Annotated in this window: 16 protein-coding genes and 1 pseudogene; 8 read left to right on the top strand and 9 right to left on the bottom strand. The window is 64.2% G+C overall.

Annotation, left to right across the window (positions count from 1 at the left end; all coding sequences use genetic code 11):
• Positions 1 to 232: 232 nt before the first annotated feature.
• Positions 233 to 520 (bottom strand): annotated as a pseudogene (locus SCLO_RS00295) (transposase family protein); the annotation flags it as partial.
• Between SCLO_RS00295 and SCLO_RS23190 the strand changes: the two are divergent.
• From SCLO_RS23190 to SCLO_RS00285, 3 genes are all read left to right on the top strand, one after another.
• A complete protein-coding gene (locus SCLO_RS23190; RefSeq protein WP_157080341.1) occupies positions 510 to 1,487 on the top strand; it encodes a phage integrase SAM-like domain-containing protein in 978 nt (325 codons plus the stop codon). The pseudogene SCLO_RS00295 and the gene SCLO_RS23190 sit on opposite strands and share 11 nt — an antisense overlap.
• Positions 1,488 to 1,495: 8 nt before the next feature.
• Positions 1,496 to 1,741 (top strand): hypothetical protein, encoded by a 246-nt coding sequence (locus tag SCLO_RS23185; protein ID WP_157080340.1) that lies wholly within the window; start codon positions 1,496 to 1,498, stop codon positions 1,739 to 1,741.
• Between the two features lie 349 nt (positions 1,742 to 2,090).
• Positions 2,091 to 2,228: a hypothetical protein gene (locus tag SCLO_RS00285; protein ID WP_197705116.1), complete on the top strand. Its 138-nt coding sequence runs from the start codon at positions 2,091 to 2,093 to the stop codon at positions 2,226 to 2,228.
• 53 nt (positions 2,229 to 2,281) lie between these two features.
• On the opposite strand, the gene SCLO_RS00280 is transcribed toward SCLO_RS00285, so the two are convergent.
• The 5 genes from SCLO_RS00280 to SCLO_RS00260 are packed head-to-tail and all read right to left on the bottom strand — an operon-like array spanning position 2,282 to position 7,832.
• Entirely contained in the window at positions 2,282 to 2,665 is a 384-nt protein-coding gene (locus tag SCLO_RS00280; RefSeq protein ID WP_066521602.1) for a Rid family hydrolase, read from the bottom strand.
• A gap of 29 nt (positions 2,666 to 2,694) precedes the next feature.
• Positions 2,695 to 3,864 carry a pyridoxal phosphate-dependent aminotransferase gene (locus SCLO_RS00275; protein WP_066521600.1) on the bottom strand — a complete coding sequence of 390 codons (1,170 nt, stop codon included), beginning with the start codon at positions 3,862 to 3,864 and terminating at the stop codon, positions 2,695 to 2,697.
• A gap of 11 nt (positions 3,865 to 3,875) precedes the next feature.
• Entirely contained in the window at positions 3,876 to 4,247 is a 372-nt protein-coding gene (locus SCLO_RS00270; protein ID WP_066521598.1) for a hypothetical protein, read from the bottom strand.
• Between the two features lie 11 nt (positions 4,248 to 4,258).
• Positions 4,259 to 5,542, bottom strand: coding sequence for an NAD(P)/FAD-dependent oxidoreductase (locus tag SCLO_RS00265; protein WP_083949215.1), 1,284 nt, complete (start codon positions 5,540 to 5,542; stop codon positions 4,259 to 4,261).
• A 43-nt stretch (positions 5,543 to 5,585) separates the two neighbouring features.
• Complete coding sequence (locus SCLO_RS00260; RefSeq protein WP_066521589.1) at positions 5,586 to 7,832, bottom strand: TonB-dependent receptor; 2,247 nt, start codon at positions 7,830 to 7,832, stop codon at positions 5,586 to 5,588.
• A 183-nt stretch (positions 7,833 to 8,015) separates the two neighbouring features.
• On the opposite strand from SCLO_RS00260, the gene SCLO_RS00255 reads away from it, so the two are divergent.
• Genes SCLO_RS00255 through SCLO_RS00235 form a run of 5 tightly spaced genes read left to right on the top strand, consistent with a single transcriptional unit; the run spans position 8,016 to position 14,855 of the window.
• Positions 8,016 to 10,070, top strand: a complete 2,055-nt coding sequence (locus SCLO_RS00255; protein ID WP_066521587.1) for a hydantoinase/oxoprolinase family protein — start codon at positions 8,016 to 8,018, stop codon at positions 10,068 to 10,070.
• Entirely contained in the window at positions 10,067 to 11,710 is a 1,644-nt protein-coding gene (locus tag SCLO_RS00250) for a hydantoinase B/oxoprolinase family protein (RefSeq protein ID WP_066521583.1), read from the top strand. The genes SCLO_RS00255 and SCLO_RS00250 overlap by 4 nt, the downstream gene beginning before the upstream one ends.
• A gap of 3 nt (positions 11,711 to 11,713) precedes the next feature.
• Positions 11,714 to 12,913 carry an MFS transporter gene (locus tag SCLO_RS00245; protein WP_066521581.1) on the top strand — a complete coding sequence of 400 codons (1,200 nt, stop codon included), beginning with the start codon at positions 11,714 to 11,716 and terminating at the stop codon, positions 12,911 to 12,913.
• A 22-nt stretch (positions 12,914 to 12,935) separates the two neighbouring features.
• On the top strand, positions 12,936 to 14,165 hold the full coding sequence (locus SCLO_RS00240; RefSeq protein ID WP_066521579.1) for a metal-dependent hydrolase family protein: 1,230 nt from the start codon (positions 12,936 to 12,938) through the stop codon (positions 14,163 to 14,165).
• 30 nt (positions 14,166 to 14,195) lie between these two features.
• Complete coding sequence (locus SCLO_RS00235) at positions 14,196 to 14,855, top strand: GntR family transcriptional regulator (protein WP_066521576.1); 660 nt, start codon at positions 14,196 to 14,198, stop codon at positions 14,853 to 14,855.
• Between the two features lie 398 nt (positions 14,856 to 15,253).
• On the opposite strand, the gene SCLO_RS00230 is transcribed toward SCLO_RS00235, so the two are convergent.
• The 3 genes from SCLO_RS00230 to SCLO_RS00220 all read right to left on the bottom strand — a co-directional run bounded on the left by SCLO_RS00230 (position 15,254) and on the right by SCLO_RS00220 (position 18,251).
• Entirely contained in the window at positions 15,254 to 16,213 is a 960-nt protein-coding gene (locus tag SCLO_RS00230) for an IS481 family transposase (protein ID WP_096362068.1), read from the bottom strand.
• 146 nt (positions 16,214 to 16,359) lie between these two features.
• Positions 16,360 to 17,127, bottom strand: coding sequence for an energy transducer TonB family protein (locus SCLO_RS00225; RefSeq protein WP_066521935.1), 768 nt, complete (start codon positions 17,125 to 17,127; stop codon positions 16,360 to 16,362).
• A 32-nt stretch (positions 17,128 to 17,159) separates the two neighbouring features.
• Positions 17,160 to 18,251, bottom strand: coding sequence for a PepSY-associated TM helix domain-containing protein (locus tag SCLO_RS00220; protein ID WP_083949230.1), 1,092 nt, complete (start codon positions 18,249 to 18,251; stop codon positions 17,160 to 17,162).
• Positions 18,252 to 18,300: the final 49 nt, after the last annotated feature.

Genomic DNA, 18,300 nt, shown 5'->3' with positions numbered 1-18,300 from the left:
CCGGTTCGATGGCCGCTAGAATCTCCTCTGCCTGGCCCAGTGGAACGAACAGTCGGGTACGATAGGTGATGATCTCGGTGAAGCAGCCCAGGGACTTCAGCCAGTCGAGCCGGTCGAAGGGATAACCCCGGATTTCAAGGCGCGGCTGATCGTTGACCCAGACCCGGAAAAGCCGGGCGCCCGGCAAGGCTTCGATCGCCGCCCCGTCATTCGACGCGGCGGCAGCCACCATATGCGGCCGCACATGGTTGTAGTCGTAGTGCCAGGCTCGCAGCACAGCGCGGGCGTGGGAGAGTGATGCAAACAGCATTTCGTTCAGGCATTCGTCTCGTAGGCGGTCGTTAAAGCTCTCGACGAAGCCGTTCTGCTGCGGCTTGCCCGGTGCGATGTAATGCCACTCGATCCGCCGCTCCTGTGTCCAGCGCAGGATGGCCAGGCTGGTCAGTTCCGTACCATTGTCGCTGACGATCATCAGTGGCTTGCCTCTGATCGCGATGATAGCGTCAAGCTTGCGCGACAGCCCGAAGCGGCTGGACAAGATCAAGGCGAACGTGACCGTCTTGTGCGAGATGATCGACGGACAGATGCCGGTCCATGCGATAGACGACGATGTCGTGCAGCGGGTGCGGGGCCTGCTCGCGCAGATGCCGTCGAATCGCACCAAGCTCTATCCGGGCCTGTCTCTCGATGCCGCGATCGAACGGGCGAAGAAGGACGACAAGTCCCGCCTCTCCTCCTCCACACAGGCGCACTATCTCGAAATCCTGCGGGATATGCTGAAGGTGGCGGTGCGGAAGAAATATCTGACCTCCAATCCCGCCGAAGAGGTCAAGCCGCTGAGGAAGGACGGCGTAACCGCTGCCCAGAAGCGCAGGCCATGGACGGACCAGCAACTGCGCGAATTTTTCATGGGCAGCAGCTTTTACCGCTCCTGCGTGCCGGACGCCGCGGAGCCCTACGCCGGAAAGTATCGCGACTGGCGCTTCTGGCTACCGCTGTTGATGCTGTTCAGCGGCGCCCGGCCCAATGAGATATGCCAGCTTCACGTCGATGATATTGCCCGGACACCGATGGGGGTCTGGTATATGTCCATGACCGACGAGAAGGATGGAAACAGCCTCAAGACCCAGGCCAGCCGCAGAAGGGTCCCCATCCAATCCGAACTGATACGGATCGGTTTCCTTCAATTCGTGGACCGGCAGAAGCAGCAAGGCGCGTCCGCACGCCTGTTCCCCATGCTGAAACCGAATAAATATGGCAACCTTGCCTGGTATCCGGTCAAGCGGTTCTCCCAGGCGCGTTTTAGCGTTTCATTGGCCTCTTGCAGCAAGGTTCCCTTGCCCTTGAAGGCGCCTGCCTTCCTCAGGTCGATCAGCCCATCTTCGGCTTCCGAAGCCCATTGCTCCACATTGGCCACACGGGCGACCGAGAAGGAAAGCTTCTTCAGGGTTCCTGGGGCGGTGGCGAGCCGGTGCATGAGGGGCTGATAAAGGGCTTGGAGCACCTGTTGCTCGGCCACCAGCGCATCGATGGTGCGGCCGTAGGTAGCTTCGCGTTCTGTCTGAAGCGCTACGGCACGCTCGCGTGCCCCCTTGGCGTCGGTGAGCTTCTCGGTCAGCGTCTGCCACGCGGCGGTTTCGGTCGCGATGCGGGTGGACAGGGTGCTATATTGTCGCTGCGTTTCCTTGTCGGCGCTGACGAGCTTTTCGAGGCGCGACATCTCGGCTTCCAGGCGGCCTGAGGCAAGGTCGCCAGATCGGTGTCGTCAGGGAAATAAGGCGTGTTTGGATCGCCGGGAGGGGAAGGCGGAACGCCTTTCAGTTTGGCGACTTCTCCATCGACCCACAGAATGAAACCGGCGAGGTCGGTATCGACCGGCCCTTTATGATCCAGCAGGCAGGAAGCTCATTGGTCGGCTGACATGCCGCTATGGTTATGTCGAGCCTGTGTCTGCCGCAGGGCCTCTGGTGCCTGATTTCTGCGCTGGTCTCTGACTTCACCCTGCATGGCGAGGAAGGTCTGGCGCTGGGTCGCGAGCCGCCGCAGCTTGGTCGTGATCTGGCTGGGGCGCCTGCAAGCTGGGTGTGCCGTTGCGCGCGCTGCATGTCGATACGCTCGCGATGCAGCTTGTGGCGCGCATGCATGGCGCGGGCTGGTATGCGTGCTCGACCGATCTGTTCCAGCTGGAGCGGCCGACTTACGCGAACTGGCTGGCGGAGCAGGGCTGAGGCACAAAAAGGGAGCGGCGCCGTGGCGGCACCGCTCCCTTTTTTGGAGCCGATCAGGGCACGCGCGCCGTGATCTCGATCTCGACCTTGGCACCGAGCGCGGGAATGCCGCAGAGCAGGGTCGTGTTGGCCGGCGGGCAATCGGCGAAGCGCGCCCGCAGACCGGCCGCGACCGGCATCAGATGCTCCATGTCGGTCAGGAACACGCGGGTGCGCACCACGGCGTCCAGCCCGATGCCGAAGCGGTCGAGCACGTCGGTGACGACGCGGAATATATTGTCCATCTGCTCCGTGACATCCTCCGGCATGACGCCCGTCGCCGGATCGCCGCCGACCGTGCCGGACAGATGGACATAGCGGTCGTCGACGACGGCCCGGCTATAGGCCGCCAGTTCCTCGAAGCGGGAACCGGACGACAGGCGGATGAGATCGGTCAATGCAGTCTCCGTTACGAAGGGGGGCTGTTTTAGAGCGCGTTGAAGAAACGCGAAAGCCGGTCCATGCCCTCGTCGACTCGTTCGGCGCTTTCCGATCCGAAGCACAGGCGCAGATGACCCTCGCCACCGGGGCCATAGAAGCTGCCGGCCTCCACCACGACATGCGCCTCGCGCAGGATGCGTTCGGCCAGAACCTGTGCCGATATGCCGGTGCCGCTGATGTCGGGGAAGGCGTAGATCGTGCCCTGCGGCGCGGGACAGCGCACGCCCGGCATCTGGTTTAGCCGCTGAACCAGCCGGTCGCGCTTCGCGCAGTCGTCGGCGACCATCGCCTCCATCGCGTCCTGCGGCCCCGCCACGGCGGCCAGGCCACCATATTGGATGAAGGCGTTCACGTGGGTAACGGCGCTGGTCGAGATCTTGAGCAGCCCGGGCATCAGCGCCGCATCCGCCACCGCATAGCCCAGCCGCCAGCCGTCCATGGCATAGGCCTTGGTGAAGGCGAACAGCGATATCGTCCGCTCCTTCATGCCAGGCAGGGCGGCGATGCTGATATGCTCCGCGCCGTCATAGGTGATATATTCATAGACTTCGTCCGACACGACCGACAGGTCATGGCGGATGGCGACGTCGGCCAGCGCTTCCAGTTCGGCGAGGCTGTACACCCGGCCGGTCGGATTGGCCGGGTTCACCAGCACGATCATCCGCGTGCGCGGCGTCACCGCCGCCTCGACCCAGTCGGCACGGATCGCATAGTCCGCCTGTGCGTCGAGCGGCACGGTGACGATGGTGCCGCCGGCCATCTCGATCTTGCCCAGATGCTGGGGATAATAGGGATCGAGCAGGATCACTTCGTCGCCCGGATTAACCAGCGCCATGAAGGCGGCGAACGATCCCTGGGTCAGGCCGTTGGTGACGAGTATCTCGTCCGGGCTCACTTCCAGCTTGTTGAAGCGGCGCAGCTTGTCAGCCAGCGCGTCGCGAAAGATGCGCTCACCCGCCATGTCGCTGTAATGCACATGCCCCGCGAACAGCGCGTCGGACGCGGCCCGCTTGATATGGGCAGGCGTGTCATGCACCGGACGCCCGAATTCCAGATGGATGAGATCGATGCCCTGGGCTTCCAGCGCCATGGCCTGTTCGTACATGCCATAGCTTTTCTTGGCGGTGCGGGTGATGCGATCGGCAAGCGTGACCATCTATGCCTCCGTCAGACCGAGAGTGACACGACGCGCAGCAGGCGCATCCGGTCGCCGTCGACGACGGCATAGGCCATCGCTTCCTCGGCATTCTTCGTGTTGTCCAGTTCCGCGCGGGTGCGGCAATGGACGAAGGCGCGGCTGTCGGTGGTGAACTCTTCTTCCACCGGCAGCACCATCTCGACCAGGTCCAGCCGGTCGGCGATCGCGCGATAGTGCACGGCCATTTCAGCCAGGCTGGTGGCGCGGACATTGCCATTGACGATCAACTGTGCGTCAGGGGCGAAATGGGCCCCGAAGCCCTCCGCCAGCAACTGGTCCGGATCGGCCATTGCGCCGTTCCACCAGGTGAAGAAGCGGATGATGGGATTGTCGCTTTGCATGGTCTCTCTCGTCAGGCAGGGGCGCGTCGGGTGTCGATCCAGTCGAGGATCGGCCCCATATGCGGATAGAAACGGCGCAGCCTCCGCTGGAGGCCTGCGGTACGGGTATCGCCCGCCTCCAGCAGCGGGATGGGGGGCGTTTCGCCGGTCAGCAGGTGGCTGGCGAGGGCATCACCCACGACCGTCGACAGTGCGATGCCGCGCGCGTTGCAGGCGGTAGCAGACAGCACGCCGTCACGGGAAAACAGCGTCGCGGGATAGCGCGGGGCCGAAACGGAACTGGTCCCAATCCAGCGGTGCGTCATCAGCGGCAGGTGCTTCAGGCGCAGCATCTTCCTGAGCCGACACGCCATATTGTCGGACTGTCGCCGGGGCGACACGCCGAAGGCATCGAGCGCGCCGGTGATCAGGCGTCCGTCGCGATCAAAGCGATAGGTGAACAGATGCTCGCGGGTGTCGGACAGCGCCTCGCCGTTCTGGAACAGATGGCGGCGTTCGTCGGCCGGGATCGGCGCGGTCGCGCATTGCCAGACGCTGAGCGGGATGATGGACCGGGTCATGGCCGGCACCAGCGCGGCCGACAGGCCATTGGTGCACACCACCACCCGCTCGGCGCTGAGCGCGCCGGTGGCGAAATTCAGCAGATGGCGGCCGCCCTGCGGCGTCATGCTGCGCACGGGCGATTGTTCGAACAGCCGCGCGCCGGCCGCCACGGCCGCATCGGCAAGGCCCCGGCAATACGTCAGCGGGTGGATGGTACCACCGGACGGCGCGAACCAGCTGCCCTTGTAGCCCTGTACGCCTGTGTGCTCGGCGGTCTGTTCCGCCGACAGCAGGCTGACGGGGAAGCCGCGATCCTGCCACTGGGCGGCGACCTGCTCGATCCCGGCCATCGCGCGAGCGGAGTGGGCGGGCTGATACCAGCCGCCCTGACGGGCGTCGCAATCGATGCCCAGACGACGGACCTTGTCGAACAGATGGCCGGCGGAAGCACCGGTCGCCTGGACGAGCCGTTCGCCCACCTCGCCGATCCGGTCGATCACGGCAGCGGGCGAACCCACGCTAAAATGCGGCACGACGAAGCCACCCGGGGTGGACGACGCGCCCGACCCGATCCGGTCCGCTTCGACCAGCGCAACGTCGACCCCGGCGGCGGCGAGGGCCTGCGCCGTGGCGGTGCCCATGATGCCCGCCCCGATCACGGCAACGTCGCAACGCTGGTTGCCGGACAGGGGTGGAGCAGGAGAGCGCTGGCCGGCGGACGCCCACCAGAGATTATGTGATCGATCGATCATGTGTCACCGGTTGGCGTCCGCCACTCCCAGTCAGTAGTGGCAATCAGTAGCGGAAGGTCAGCGACACGCCGTAGGTCGCCGGGTCGCCCAGGAAGTTCTGCGACGGGAAGATGCCGCCCCAGTTGTCGTAGGAGGACGAGACGTACAGCTTGTTCAGGATGTTGCGGCCATAGATGGCGGCTTCCCACTTGTCGTTCTTGTCGTGGATCGACAGGCGACCGTTGACCAGCCAGTAGCCGTCCTGGGCGGACAGGTCGCGATTGGCGAGCGAGTAGTAGGTCTTGCTGCGATAGGATGCGTCACCCAGGATCACCACGCCCCAGCTTTCGCCCTCCAGCGGCGTTTCCCAGCGGGCCATGCCCGTACCGCTGAAGGCCGGCGCATTGGCCAGCTTGTTGCCGGTGAAATCGTCGGCGCCCGCCGCGTTGTTGAAGTCGGTGATCTTGCTGTCCTGCCAGTTCACCGCCGTGCGCAGGGTCAGGCGATCGGTCGGCCGGAACACCGCATCCGCCTCCACGCCGTAGACGCGGGCATCGCCGGCGTTCGACAACACGATCACGTTGATGCCGCTGCGGATTTCCGTGACCATCGCCTGGAAATTACGCCAGTCGTTATAATAGCCCGCCAGGTTGAACGTCAGCGCGCCGTCCAGCAGCGTGGTCTTGGCGCCGATCTCGTAGGAATAGACGGTCTCGCCCTTGAATGGCTGGAGTTCGTCGGCGTTGAAGGCGATCGCCGCCTTGAAGCCGCCGCTCTTGAAGCCGCGACTAGCGCTGGCATAGATCATCGCGTCGGGCGAGATCTTGTAGTCGAGGCCGATCTTGCCCGACAGATTGTCCTGCTTCACGCCATCGACGATGCCGGCCACGGGGGTCGGCAGGGTCGAGATGCCATAGGGGTCGAGGTCGATGCTGTCGTAGGTGAATCCCTTGTCGTCGCGGGTGAAACGAAGGCCGGCGGTCAGCGTCAGGGCGTCGCTCAGTTCGTAGTTCGCCTGACCGAAGGCGGCATAGGCCTTGGTCGTCTGCACGAAGCCGGTGTCGGCGCGGGTATGGAAGAAATGATCGTCCAGCGCCTGGAGCGCGTTACCCGCGATCCGGTCCCAGGAATAATAGAGGCCTGCGACCCAGCTGAAGGGCGATGCGTTGTCGGACGTCAGGCGTACTTCCTGCGTGAAGGACTTGATCCGGTCGGTGAACTGGGTGTCCAGTTCGATCAGGGCACCGCCGTCGCTGTCATCGCCCGATACGCGTTTGAAATGATTGTAGCCGGTGATCGACGTCAACGTGACGCCGCCCAGGTCGTAACCGATATTCAGCGACACGCCCTGCGCGCGGCTGCGGTTCTTGTAGCCGTAAGTGGCGCTGTTCTCGACCGTCCGGCGACCCGGCGACAGGTCGGAATAACCCAGCGAGTCCACGCAGGTCAGCGGATCACGCACGCCCGCCAGAGCGGCGGCGCAATAGCCGCTGCCGTCCTTGGCGCGGTAGCCGACATGTTCGCGTAGTTGCTGGTCCGAGCTATTGTAGCTGTAGGTGCCTTCCAGATGAACGCTCAGTTCGGGCGTCGGCGTCCACAATGCCTGTGCGCGCAGAGCCACATTGCTCACCTCGCCGACCTTGTCGCCGGTCAGCGCGTTGGTCTGCCAGCCGCTGCCCTGCTGCACGGTCTTGGCCGCGAAACGAACCGCCAGCGTGTCGGTCACGTCGCCGCCAGCCGCGCCTTCCAGTTCAAACCGGTCGAACCGGCCGTAGCTGGCAGTCGCATAGGCGTCGAATTCCTGGGTCGGCTTCTTGCTGATGAAGTTGATCGCGCCGCCGGTGGTGTTGCGGCCGTAGAGCGTCCCCTGTGGCCCCTTGAGCACTTCGATCCGGTCGATGTCGAACATCTGGAACGCCATCATCGGCGTGTAGGGGAGGTTCACATCGTCGAAATAGATGCCGACGGTGGGGTTGTTGTTGGAGAAGCTGTCGTTGAGGCTGAGGCCGCGGATCGCGAAGGTGGGGTTCTGGTCGCCGCGGGTCGCATTGACGAACACGCCCGGAGAGATCGCCGCGACATCGGCCGGCTGGCTGATCTTGAGTTCCTGCAACTGCTTGCCGGTGAACGCGCTGATGGAGATCGGCACGTCCTGCACCGATTCGGACCGGCGTTGCGCGGTGACGACGATGTCGCCGCCAAAGCCCTGATCCGGCGCTGCCGCGCTCGGCGCGGTCTGCGCCTGGGCCGCACTGGCGGTGACGGCAAGAATGGATGCACTGGCAATGTAGAGGGCGATTCGCGTCCGCATGAAGTCTGCTCCCCGGCTCGTGATGGTTGATGGACAGGCCCGCCTTTTTGGCGGTGACTGCTCCTCCTGCGCTGCTGTCTCTAGCGCAAAATAAAATTGGATCCAATATTCATTATCCCTCTTGTCGCATTTTTTTTAGGGTTTAGAGCAGAGAGTGAACCCAGCCACATGACAGGGGATGAAATGCGTACTTCCAAGGCATATGTCGGCATCGACGTGGGCGGGACGTTTACCGACCTCGCCATGTTCGATTCGGCCAGCCGCCAATTTTCCACCGTGAAGGTGCCGTCCTCTCCGCCGCTCTTCTGGCCGTCCGTGATCGACGCGCTCGACAAGGCGGGCATCGATTCGGAGCGCGACGCGACGATTTTGCATGGCACCACGGTGCATCTGAACGCCTTTCTGGAGCGCAAGGGTGCCCGCATGGCGCTCGTCACCACCGGTGGCTTTCGCGATGTCTATGAGATGCGGCGTGGCAATCGGCCGACGCCCTATGACATGCATTTCCGTTACCCGACGCCGCTGGTCGCGCGCCGCGACATCTTCGAGGTGGCCGAGCGGGTCGCCGCCGACGGATCGGTGCTGACGACGCCCGAAGCGAACGAGGTGCGCGCGCTTGCCACGCAACTGCGTGAGGGCGAGTATGAGGCGGTCGCCATCTGTTTCCTGCACAGCTATCGCAATCCCGCGAACGAGGCGGCCGTCGCCGACCTGCTGCGCGCGGAACTGCCGGGCATATTGGTAGCCCCCTCGCACGAGGTGTGTCGCGAATGGCGCGAATATGAGCGGACCAGCACTGCCGTCATCAACGCCTATGCATCGCCGGTGCTCAAGCGTTATCTGACCGACCTGCTCGGCGCGCTGGAACAAAAGGCGCAGTCCAAGCTGTTCCTGCTCCAGTCCAATGGCGGTCTAATGCGCGCGGACGAAGCGGGCGATCGCGGTATCCTGTCACTGCTGTCGGGGCCGGTCGGCGGCAATGTCGCAGGACGTGCTCTGTCGCAGGTGGCGAACATGCCCAATCTCATCTGCATCGACATGGGCGGTACAAGCTTTGAAGCCAGCCTGGTGATCGACGGCGAATCGGTGGTCCGCAACGAGCGCGAGGTCGGCGGTTTCCCCATCCTGGCACCGATGGTCGACATCCACACCATCGGTGCGGGCGGCGGGTCGATCGCCTGGAACGATTCCGGTGCGCTGCGCGTGGGGCCGCAGAGCGCCGGTGCCCGTCCTGGCCCCGCCTGCTACGGCCATGGCGGCGTGCAGCCGACCGTGACCGACGCGAACATCGCGCTGGGCCGGCTGGAGGATGGCTGCGCCTTTGGCGACCTGAAGCTGAACGCCGGGCTGGCCCGCGACGCGATCGCGAACTTTGCGGATAATTTCGGCCTGTCGGGCGACGCCATGGCGCAGGGCATATTGGACGTCATCAACGAACAAATGGCCAATGCCATCCGCACCATCACCGTGCGGCGCGGCATCGATCCGCGCAGCTTCGCGCTGGTCGCCTATGGCGGCGCGGGGCCGATGCACGCCGCCGACATCGCACGGTTGCTGGGCATCGACACGATCGTCGTGCCGCGCGCGGCGGGCGCCTTCTCGGCCTGGGGCATGCTCCAGTCCGACCTGGTGCATGATCGCGCGGAGACCATCCTCGCTCCGGCGGCAGAGCTGGGCTGGGCAGCATTGGATGCGCGCTTCGTCGCGATGGAGGCGGAATTGGCCGCCACCCTCGTTGAAGAGGGCGTGCCACAGGATCGCATCGTCTTCACCCGCAGCTTCGATGTGCGCTATCTGGGACAGGAACAGGGCATCGGCGTCCGCATCGACCCCGCCGTCTTCGCCGATGAGGCGGGCCGCGACGCGACGCTGCGGGCCGATTTCGAGCGGTCTTATGCTGAAATCTTCGGCCACATCAATGATGATGAGGCGCTGGAGATCGCAACGGTGCGGCTGCGCGCCAGCGGCCAAACCGGGCTTGACGCGCAGACCCTCATCATGGCGGAAAGCGCGCCGGAAGCAGCGGGCAAGGGACCGCGCATGGCAAAGGTCCGCTTCGATGGCGAAGGTCGCGACACGCAGTTCCTGCCCCGCGCGAACATGGTGCCGGGGGCGCGGGTGCCGGGCCCCTGCGTCGTCGAGGAAACGACCTGCACCACCATCGTGCCGCCCGGTTTCTCCGCTACGATCGATCCGATCGGCAATCTCATCCTGACTTTCGAGGGAGCGGCCGCATGAGCATCACCCCGGACCCCATCACCAGTGAAGTTGTCCGCAACGCCTATAATGCGATCGCCGACGACATGAGCGCTATGATCGCCCGATCGGCCTATTCGCCGATCATCTACGAAGCGCATGACTATGGCATCGCCCTGTTCGACCGCCATGCCCGGCTGCTGGGCCAATATGCCGGCCTGCCGTTGTTCACCGGCGGGCTGGATGCGGGCCTACGCGCCACGATCGAGCGCTATGGCCTGTCCGACATGCGGGCGGGCGACGTCTTCACCGTCAACGACACCTATATCACCGGCGGCCACCTCAACGATGTCGACGTGATCGGCGTGATCGCCGAGGGCGAGGAGATACTGGGCTTCATCGCCATCCGCGCGCACTGGGCCGACATCGGCACGGCGGAACCCGGCTTCCCGGTGAACAGCCGCAACATCTTCCAGGAAGGTGTACGCTGGGGGCCGACCCGCATCATGCAGGGCGGCGAATGGGTGTGGGACGTCATCGATCTGCTGTGCCTCAACAGCCGCGTGCCCAAGACGCTGATGGGCGATCTCAAGGCGCAGATCGCCGCCATTCGCCTGGGCAACGAACGCATGACCTGGCTCAAGCAGCGCTTCGGGCAGGAGGTGCTGGAGGCTTGCGCGACGCAGATCTTCGACGCGACCGACGGCAAGTTCCGCGCCTTCATCCGCTCCATTCCCGATGGCGTCTATACCGCGCAGGGCGTGTCAGATGACGACGGCGTCACCGACGATCCAGTCCTGTCGAAAGTCACCGTGACGATCGCCGGCGACCGGATGATGGTCGACACCGCGGGCTCCTCGCCGCAGCGCGCGGGCAATCTCAACACCGGCTATGCCAATACGGTTTCGGCCGTGCGGCTGGCGCTGGCGCTGCTGTTCCCGGCGAGCGAGCCCGACATCAACGACGGCAGCTTCCGCGCGATCGAGGTGCTGGCCGAGCCCGGTTCGATCTACGCCGCCGAAGCGCCCGCGCCCTGCATGCGGCCGCATCCGGTGATGCTGCTGATCGACCTCATCATCAAGTCGCTGAGCGACGTGCTGCCGGACCATGTCGCGGCGGGCCTGCCGGGTGACAGCTGGAACATCTTCCTGATGGGCGTGAACCCCGCGACGGGCAAGCGCTTCACCAGCGGCGAGGCGCTTGACGGCGGCTGGGGCGCAAGCGCGCAGGGCGATGGGCCGAGCGCGATCATCCACAGCGCGGCGGGCGACTTCCGCAACATGCCGGTCGAAACGCTGGAGCATCGCACGCCCGTGCGCGTCAACCGGCTGGAACTGGGCCGCGACAGCGGCGGCGCCGGCCGCTTCCGGGGCGGGCAGAATGTCGTCAAGGAATATGAGGCGCTGACCGACATGACCGTGACGCTGCACTTCGATCGGTCGAAGACGCCCGAATGGGGCCTGTTCGGCGGCGAGGACGGCGCACCGTCGAAGGTGACGGTCTATAATGAAGACAAGCCCGAAGGCTTCATCGTCCGCAAGGTCGAGCAGTTGCCGCTGCGTACGGGCGACCGCTTCGTGGCGGAAACCGGCGGCGGTGGCGGCTATGGCCCGTTGAGCGAACGTTCGGCCGAGGCGTTGGCGGCGGATATAGCCGACGGCATCATCAGCCGGGCGGCCTGAGCGATGCCGGCCGTCCCGCCCGTCGCCTCCGCCACCGGCCAGCCGCGCAAGGGGAAGGATTTCACGGCGATGCAGTGGCTTGCGCTGCTGGTCGTGGTGTGCAGCGCCTTTTCCTCGCAGATGGTGATGCCGCTGTGGGTAGGCGCGGTGATCGACGACCTCCATCTGTCGGAGGCGGCGGCGGGACGGATCGGCTCATTCGAATTCATGGCGGTGGCGGCGGTTTCGCTGCTGGTGGCCTTCCGAATCCAGCGCTTTCCCACGCGGCTGACCGCCACGGTCGGCATCATGCTGCTGGTGGCGGGCAATTTGGCGTCCGCCTTCGCCACGGGCGAGGGCGCGCTGATCACCGCGCGTATGCTCTGCGGCCTGGGCAAGGGCTTTGTCGTCGCCATCGCCTTCAGTCTGGCGGCTGGGTCGTCGCGCCCCACGCGCGCCTTCGCGCTGCTCAACATCGTCTATGCCCTGTTCTCGGCAGCCTTCTATCTCGCCATTCCCTATGCCATCAGTTGGGATGGGGCCGCGGGCGTGTTCACGGCCATGGCAGCAGTCGCGGTCATCGGCGCGCTCTTCATGGTCCGCTTTCCGGCCGACCGGCTGACCTCCAGCGAGTTGACCGGCCTGCGCCTACGGTCGCTGCCGGGCTTCGGTTTTCTTGCCTTCGCCGCGCTCATCATCTTGTGGTCGGGCCATAATGTTATCTGGACCTTCATAGAGCGAATCGGCGTGCGCGACGGCATGGACGTGACGCAGATCGGCGTCGTCCTGTCGCTGTCGGCCTTCCTGACGGTCGCGGGCCCCAGCCTCGTCCGCCTGCTCGACACGCGGCTGGGCTATGGCGTGCCCATGGTCGGTGCGATCCTGCTCAAGATATTGGCGGTGTTCGCCATCGGTTATTTGGTCAGCGACCGCGCCTTCATGCTTGCCGTGCCGGCCTTCATGCTGCTCTCGCTGTTCATCACGCCCTATGTGATGGGCATATTGTCGCTGGCCGATCCGGCCGGTCGGCTGGCCGCCGCGTCGTCGGCAGCGATGACGGCAGGCAGTTCGATGGGTGCGTGGATCGGTGGCGCTACCCTTCAGGCGATGGGCTGGAACGGCCTGACCTGGGCGTCTTTCCTTCATTTTCTCGTCTTCACCCTCATCATCCTGGGCGTGGCACCGCTGGCCAATCGCTACGGCCGCCTTGCCGCCGCCGGATGACGTTATTTCTCTGGAGCAAGTCATGATTATCTTCGCCAATTGCCGCCTGATCGACGGCACGTCGGACGCGGTCCGGCCCGATTGCCACGTCCTGGTGGAGGGCAACCGGATCAAGGAAGTGTCGGACACTCCGATCAGCGCGGAGGGCGCGCGGGTGATCGACCTGGCTGGCCGTACCCTGATGCCCGGCCTCATCGACGCACATGTCCATGTCTATTCGATCCACCTCAATGCGGCGCGCGAACATGGCATGCCGCACACGCTAATGATGGCGCATGCCAGCCATCGCGTGCGCGACATGCTGATGCGCGGCTTCACCACTGTGCGCGACGTCGCTGGCGGCGACTGGGGCATGAAGACCGCGATCGAAAGCGGCCTTGTGCTCGGCCCGCGCCTGTTCGTGTCGGGGCGCGCGCTCAGCCAGACCGGCGGGCATGGCGACCATCGCTATCGCACCGACGACACGCTGCCTTGCGCCTGCACGTCGGTCCACGACCTGATGAGCCAGATCGTCGACGGGCCGGACAAGGTGCGCGTGGCCGTGCGCAACGAGCTGCGCAAGGGCGCAGACCATATCAAGATCATGGTATCGGGCGGCGTCGGCAGCCCCCATGACGCGCTGGAAAACACGCAATATTCCATGGAGGAAATCCGCATCGCGGTGGATGAGGCGGCGGCCAAGGGCACTTATGTCGCGGCCCACAGCTATACGGCGCTGACCACCCGGCGGGCGGTCGAATGCGGCGTTCGCACGATCGAGCATGGCAATTTCGTCGATGCGGAGACCGCGCGATTCATGGCGGAAAAGGGCGCCTTCATGGTCCCGACCCTGATCTGCTACCGCGAATCCGCCGACAATGCCGACGAATATCGCCTGCGCCCCGAGGTAAAGCGCAAGCTGGCCGAGGTGAACGCCGCCGGCGTTCAGATGTTGGAAATCTGCCGCGACGCGGGCGTCACCATGGGCTTCGGCACCGACCTGATGGGCGAGATGATCACCGCGCAGACCAAGGAGTTCGCGTTGCGCGCCGACGTCCTGCCGGCCATGGACATCATCAAGTCCGCGACCAGCGTGAATGCGGAAATCCTGAACCAGTCCGGCCAGCTCGGCTGCACCGCGCCGGGCGCGCTGGCCGACCTGCTGGTGGTGGACGGCGATCCCGTGGCCGACATCTCGCTGCTCAGCGAGAAGCAGAATGCGATCCTGGCGATCATGAAGGATGGCCGCTTCTGCAAGGACGCGCTATGGTAAGCCGACCACGATAGAGGATTGCCTTCGGAAATGCCGGCCACCGGGAAACTTGCGCGCAGTACCACCGCTCTGGACGTTGCCCGGGTATTGAAGGACCGAATTCTGGCCGGCCATTATACAGAGGATGAGTTCATCCGCCAGGAGCTGATCGCCCAGGAACTGGGCGTCAGCCGCATTCCGGTGCGTGAGGCGCTGGCTCTGCTGGAGGCGGAGGGGCTCGTCATCCGCGAGAAGTTCCGGGGCGCAGTCGTGCCCCGGCTGTCGCTGGAGGAGATCGAGGAGATATACAGCCTGCGCGGCCTGCTGGAGCCCTATCTGCTCAAGGAAGCGATCGAGCGGGTGACGCCCGAGATTATCGGGCAGCTGGACGCAATCGTGGCGCGGTCGCGCGAAACGGCGGACAAGACCGAATGGGCCGGCCTCAACGTCGATTTCCACCGCACGCTGTACGAAACCGCCGACCGCCCGATCGCGCTCCAGATGCTCGACAAGCTGCTCGTGCGCGCCGACCGCTACCTCAAGATGCAGCGTTTCCTGTCAACCCAGACGCAGCAGGAAAGCGATGCCGAGCATCTGCGCATTCTGGAGTGCATCAAGCGCGGCGACAAGCAGGGCGCGTTGGACAGCCTGGGGCAGCATATCCAGTGGAATGCTGTCGACGTGCGCCGCACCATCGGCCTAGAGCGGTAACGGGCGCCATCGTCCGCTCTTCAGGACGAAGGCGCCGGGTCCGGCTCGCGACATTCCTGAATCCGCTGTCCCAGCAGCGGCAGGAACCGTAGCGGTGCACCCTCCAGCTTCCGACCCGAGCGGTAGGCAAGGTTAGCACGCGTCTTGCCGATCTCGCTTCCGTGAGCGGGCTCGCCCTAATGATGCCATTGTTGATATCGGGGAAACGGCGAGGCCCGGACGCCTGATCATTGTAGCTGAGAGGGTTGCGAAGCTTTTGGCCCGGCACGGCGACCGCGAGATCGGCAATAGATGCAGTTTGCAGAGGTAGATCGTCCGCTCAGCGTGGTCCAAACGGCAACTTCTGTCGCAAGCGGCTATTCGCCGTTTGGTGCGCGAACGTCTGGGATTGGTCGATACTAGTTGTTCAGTCCCGGCATCTGGTGGATTGGGTTGACGATGAACCGTTCTGGCTCTGACGTCCAGATCTTGGCGATGTATTCGTAGGGTGTGAGCCCGCTGAGCGTTTTGAGCCTTCGGGCGAAGTTGTAGGCGGCCATGAAGTCAGCGAGGTGCGTCCGGAGTTGCTGATGGCTGTCGTAGTGGAAGCGTTTGACGGTCGCCTCCTTGATGGTCCGGTTCATCCGCTCGACCTGGCCGTTGGTCCACGGGTGGTTCGGTTTGGTGAGACGATGCTCGATGTCGTTTGCCTCGCAGATCATGTCGAAGCGCATCTGGCGTGACCATGCGGTGTTACGGTTGCGCGGCTGCTCGGCGAACTGGATGCCATTGTCCGTCAGGATCGTGTGGATGCGGTAGGGCACCGCTTTCAGCAGGTGTTCGAGGAACTCCCACGCCGTTCGGCGATCCGCCTTGTCGACGAGTTGCGTGACGGCGAACTTGCTGGTGCGGTCGATGCCGACGAACAGGTACAGCTTGCCTTCTGCAGTTTGCACTTCGGCAATATCGATGTGGAAGAAGCCGATCGGATAGCGTTTGAAGCGTTGTCGCTTTGGCTTGTCACCTTCGATGTCGGGCAGGCGAGAGATGCCGTGTCGCTGCAGGCATCGGTGCAGCGCCGATCGTGTCAGGTGCGGGATCGATGGTTGCAGGGCATAAAGACAGTCATCGAGCGGCAGCAACGTGTGTCGACGGAACGCCACAACCATTGCCTCCTCGGCCTCGGACAGGGTGGTGGAATGAGGGGCCTTCGGCCCGGTCTTCAAATCCTCGACCGTCGCCCGCTTGCGCCACTTCGCCACCGTCTTCGGGTTGATCCCCAAATCCCGGCTCAGCGTCGCGAGCGAAGCTTGCGATCGCTGTATTGCTGCTCGGACGGCGTGCGTGGTCGTGGCGCTCCCGTGACGTACCTGTCCCATAAGGCTTCCTTCCATTCCAACGAAAGGATCGCACCATCAAACCGTGGGATCAAACAACTAGGGGCAAGAAGCTTACGCTGAAGGACTGGCATAGTTCGCGGCTACCTAGAAGATTCAACGGCACAATGTTGCTGCGCGTTAACTTTCTAGCCGATGAAGAATTCCACGGGCACGACGAGTTCAATAGTGTCGCCTAGACGGTCGGCAGGTGGTTTGGGCAGAGGCTGGGCCCGCTTCGGTAGGAGGACGGCCTCGCGGTCAAGTTCCGACACACCCGAGGTGCGCTCAAGGCGCGCGGACAGAACCTTGCCGTCGCGGTCGATCACGATGCGGATATAGGGTACGCCTTGCTGGCGCCGCACCATCGCCATCCTTGGGTATTGGCGATACTGATAGAGGCGGGCAAGCACGCGACCTTCCCAGCTTTCGGGGGCGGCCTTTGAAGGCAGCGGCGACCTTGGCGGCGGAGGAATCTCCGCGGCAGTCTTCTCCCGCTCGGGTGCCGGCGTTATCGCCGTCTTGGGAGGCACAACCTGTATCGGGATGGGAGCCGGTGTGGTGATCGGCGCAGGCTCTTCGCGTCGCGGCTCGACCGGACGCTCCGAGACCTTTTGGGGCTTGTCCGGTGGGACAGGCGCCTTCTCCTCCTCGGGCGTTGGCTTCGGCAGAGGAACTGCATCCCGGATGTTGACGACCGTGAGCGTGGAAGAAACGTGTTTGGGCGCCAGATAGCTGGCGGTGAAAAGCAGCGAGACGAGCACAAGGCTGTAAATTATGGCCGTCCCGGCGAGTCCGGCCCACCGGCTGTTGGCCGACGGCCGGTAACCGGATCGTTCGTATGGTTCAGACGGGATGGCTGGCCATCGGTTGCCCATGTCCATGCTTGCGACGAGCAGCTCTTGATCCGACAGCATTGCATTCGTTCCTTGAGGTGCGCCCGCCTTTGTCATGTACGCGCGCGTCTCGGTTTGGCGCGACCTTCCCGCTTCTTCCACCAGATCAGCACGCCCGTGACCGAGAGGAGCGCGGTCACGATGCCGGAAGCGAAAACGACGAGGCGGCCGGGCAGTCCGATAATCTGGCCGGAGTGGATCGGATATTGAAGCGCGGCGATCTGGTCGCCGACCGACCCGCGGCCGGGCACGCGTATGTCCACCACGCTGCCTGTGCGGCCATCGACGTAAATTCGACCATTGCCATAGCCTGCCGGTTCGGCCTCCCCGAAACTGATCGCATAGAAGGCTGCATCGGGGCTGTAATCGATCCGAAGCGGATACCCGGTGATGCCAGCCCTCGCCCGCTCGCGCATCCCGACCTCGAGTGCCGAGCCAAAGGAAATCCCGGACGCGGGAAGCGGGGCGACGTCGCGCGCCGCGAAAGGCGAAGGCGCGAGAGTCGTGAAGGTGGTCACGACCGGATTGAATATCTCTGTGCGCAAGTTGAAATAGACCCCGGTCGCCGCCAGCAGGAACAGGATCGGCCAGAGCCACAGGCCTGTTGCGCGATGAAGGTCAAGGTGCAGCCGGTAACCGCGAGTCCCGCTCTTGATCCGCCAGGACGTCTTCCACTTCGAGAAAAATGGCTTGCCGCGCGGCAGGGTCAGGAAGAACGCCACGACCGCGTCAATCATCCACAAGAAGGCTATCCACCCCAGCAGGGTGCGGACCGCCTGGCCGCCGTGCAACGTATAATGAAGCCGGTAAATGAACTCCATGATGTTACGGCGATCGCAGCAGCCCTCCGTGCTGCGCAGGCCCACGATCCTGCCAGTTGCAGGGTCGGCGTAGAGCAGATTCGCCGCCCCGGTCGGCGAATCGATCCTCATCTCAACGGATCGACCAGCCGCCCGTTCAAGACCAAGCCCCGTCACCCTGACCCCAGGTGCGGCCGCCTCTATCCGCTCGACGAGGGTGTCGATCGGAAGGCTGCTCCCACTCCACAAGACACTCGTAAGATCCGAGTTAAAGAGTCTGTCCAGCTCAGGCCGGAATACGAGCACGGAGCCGGTCAGTCCGACGAGGACGAGGAATCCCGCCATCGTCAGGCCTGCATAGCGATGGAGCCGCGTTAAATGAGCGCGAAGGTCC

The organism is Sphingobium cloacae (genome assembly GCF_002355855.1).
GTDB lineage: Bacteria > Pseudomonadota > Alphaproteobacteria > Sphingomonadales > Sphingomonadaceae > Sphingobium > Sphingobium cloacae.
This window is presented reverse-complemented; position numbering and strand designations above follow the sequence as displayed.

Coding starts and splice junctions, on each gene's coding strand:
- SCLO_RS00275 (WP_066521600.1), bottom strand. CDS start 3,864: ATGGTCACGCTTGCCGATCGCATCACCCGCACCGCCAAGAAAAGCTAT.
- SCLO_RS00270 (WP_066521598.1), bottom strand. CDS start 4,247: ATGCAAAGCGACAATCCCATCATCCGCTTCTTCACCTGGTGGAACGGC.
- SCLO_RS00265 (WP_083949215.1), bottom strand. CDS start 5,542: ATGATCGATCGATCACATAATCTCTGGTGGGCGTCCGCCGGCCAGCGC.
- SCLO_RS00260 (WP_066521589.1), bottom strand. CDS start 7,832: ATGCGGACGCGAATCGCCCTCTACATTGCCAGTGCATCCATTCTTGCC.
- SCLO_RS00255 (WP_066521587.1), top strand. CDS start 8,016: ATGCGTACTTCCAAGGCATATGTCGGCATCGACGTGGGCGGGACGTTT.
- SCLO_RS00250 (WP_066521583.1), top strand. CDS start 10,067: ATGAGCATCACCCCGGACCCCATCACCAGTGAAGTTGTCCGCAACGCC.
- SCLO_RS00245 (WP_066521581.1), top strand. CDS start 11,714: ATGCCGGCCGTCCCGCCCGTCGCCTCCGCCACCGGCCAGCCGCGCAAG.
- SCLO_RS00240 (WP_066521579.1), top strand. CDS start 12,936: ATGATTATCTTCGCCAATTGCCGCCTGATCGACGGCACGTCGGACGCG.
- SCLO_RS00235 (WP_066521576.1), top strand. CDS start 14,196: ATGCCGGCCACCGGGAAACTTGCGCGCAGTACCACCGCTCTGGACGTT.
- SCLO_RS00230 (WP_096362068.1), bottom strand. CDS start 16,213: ATGGGACAGGTACGTCACGGGAGCGCCACGACCACGCACGCCGTCCGA.
- SCLO_RS00225 (WP_066521935.1), bottom strand. CDS start 17,127: ATGCTGTCGGATCAAGAGCTGCTCGTCGCAAGCATGGACATGGGCAAC.
- SCLO_RS00220 (WP_083949230.1), bottom strand. CDS start 18,251: ATGGCGGGATTCCTCGTCCTCGTCGGACTGACCGGCTCCGTGCTCGTA.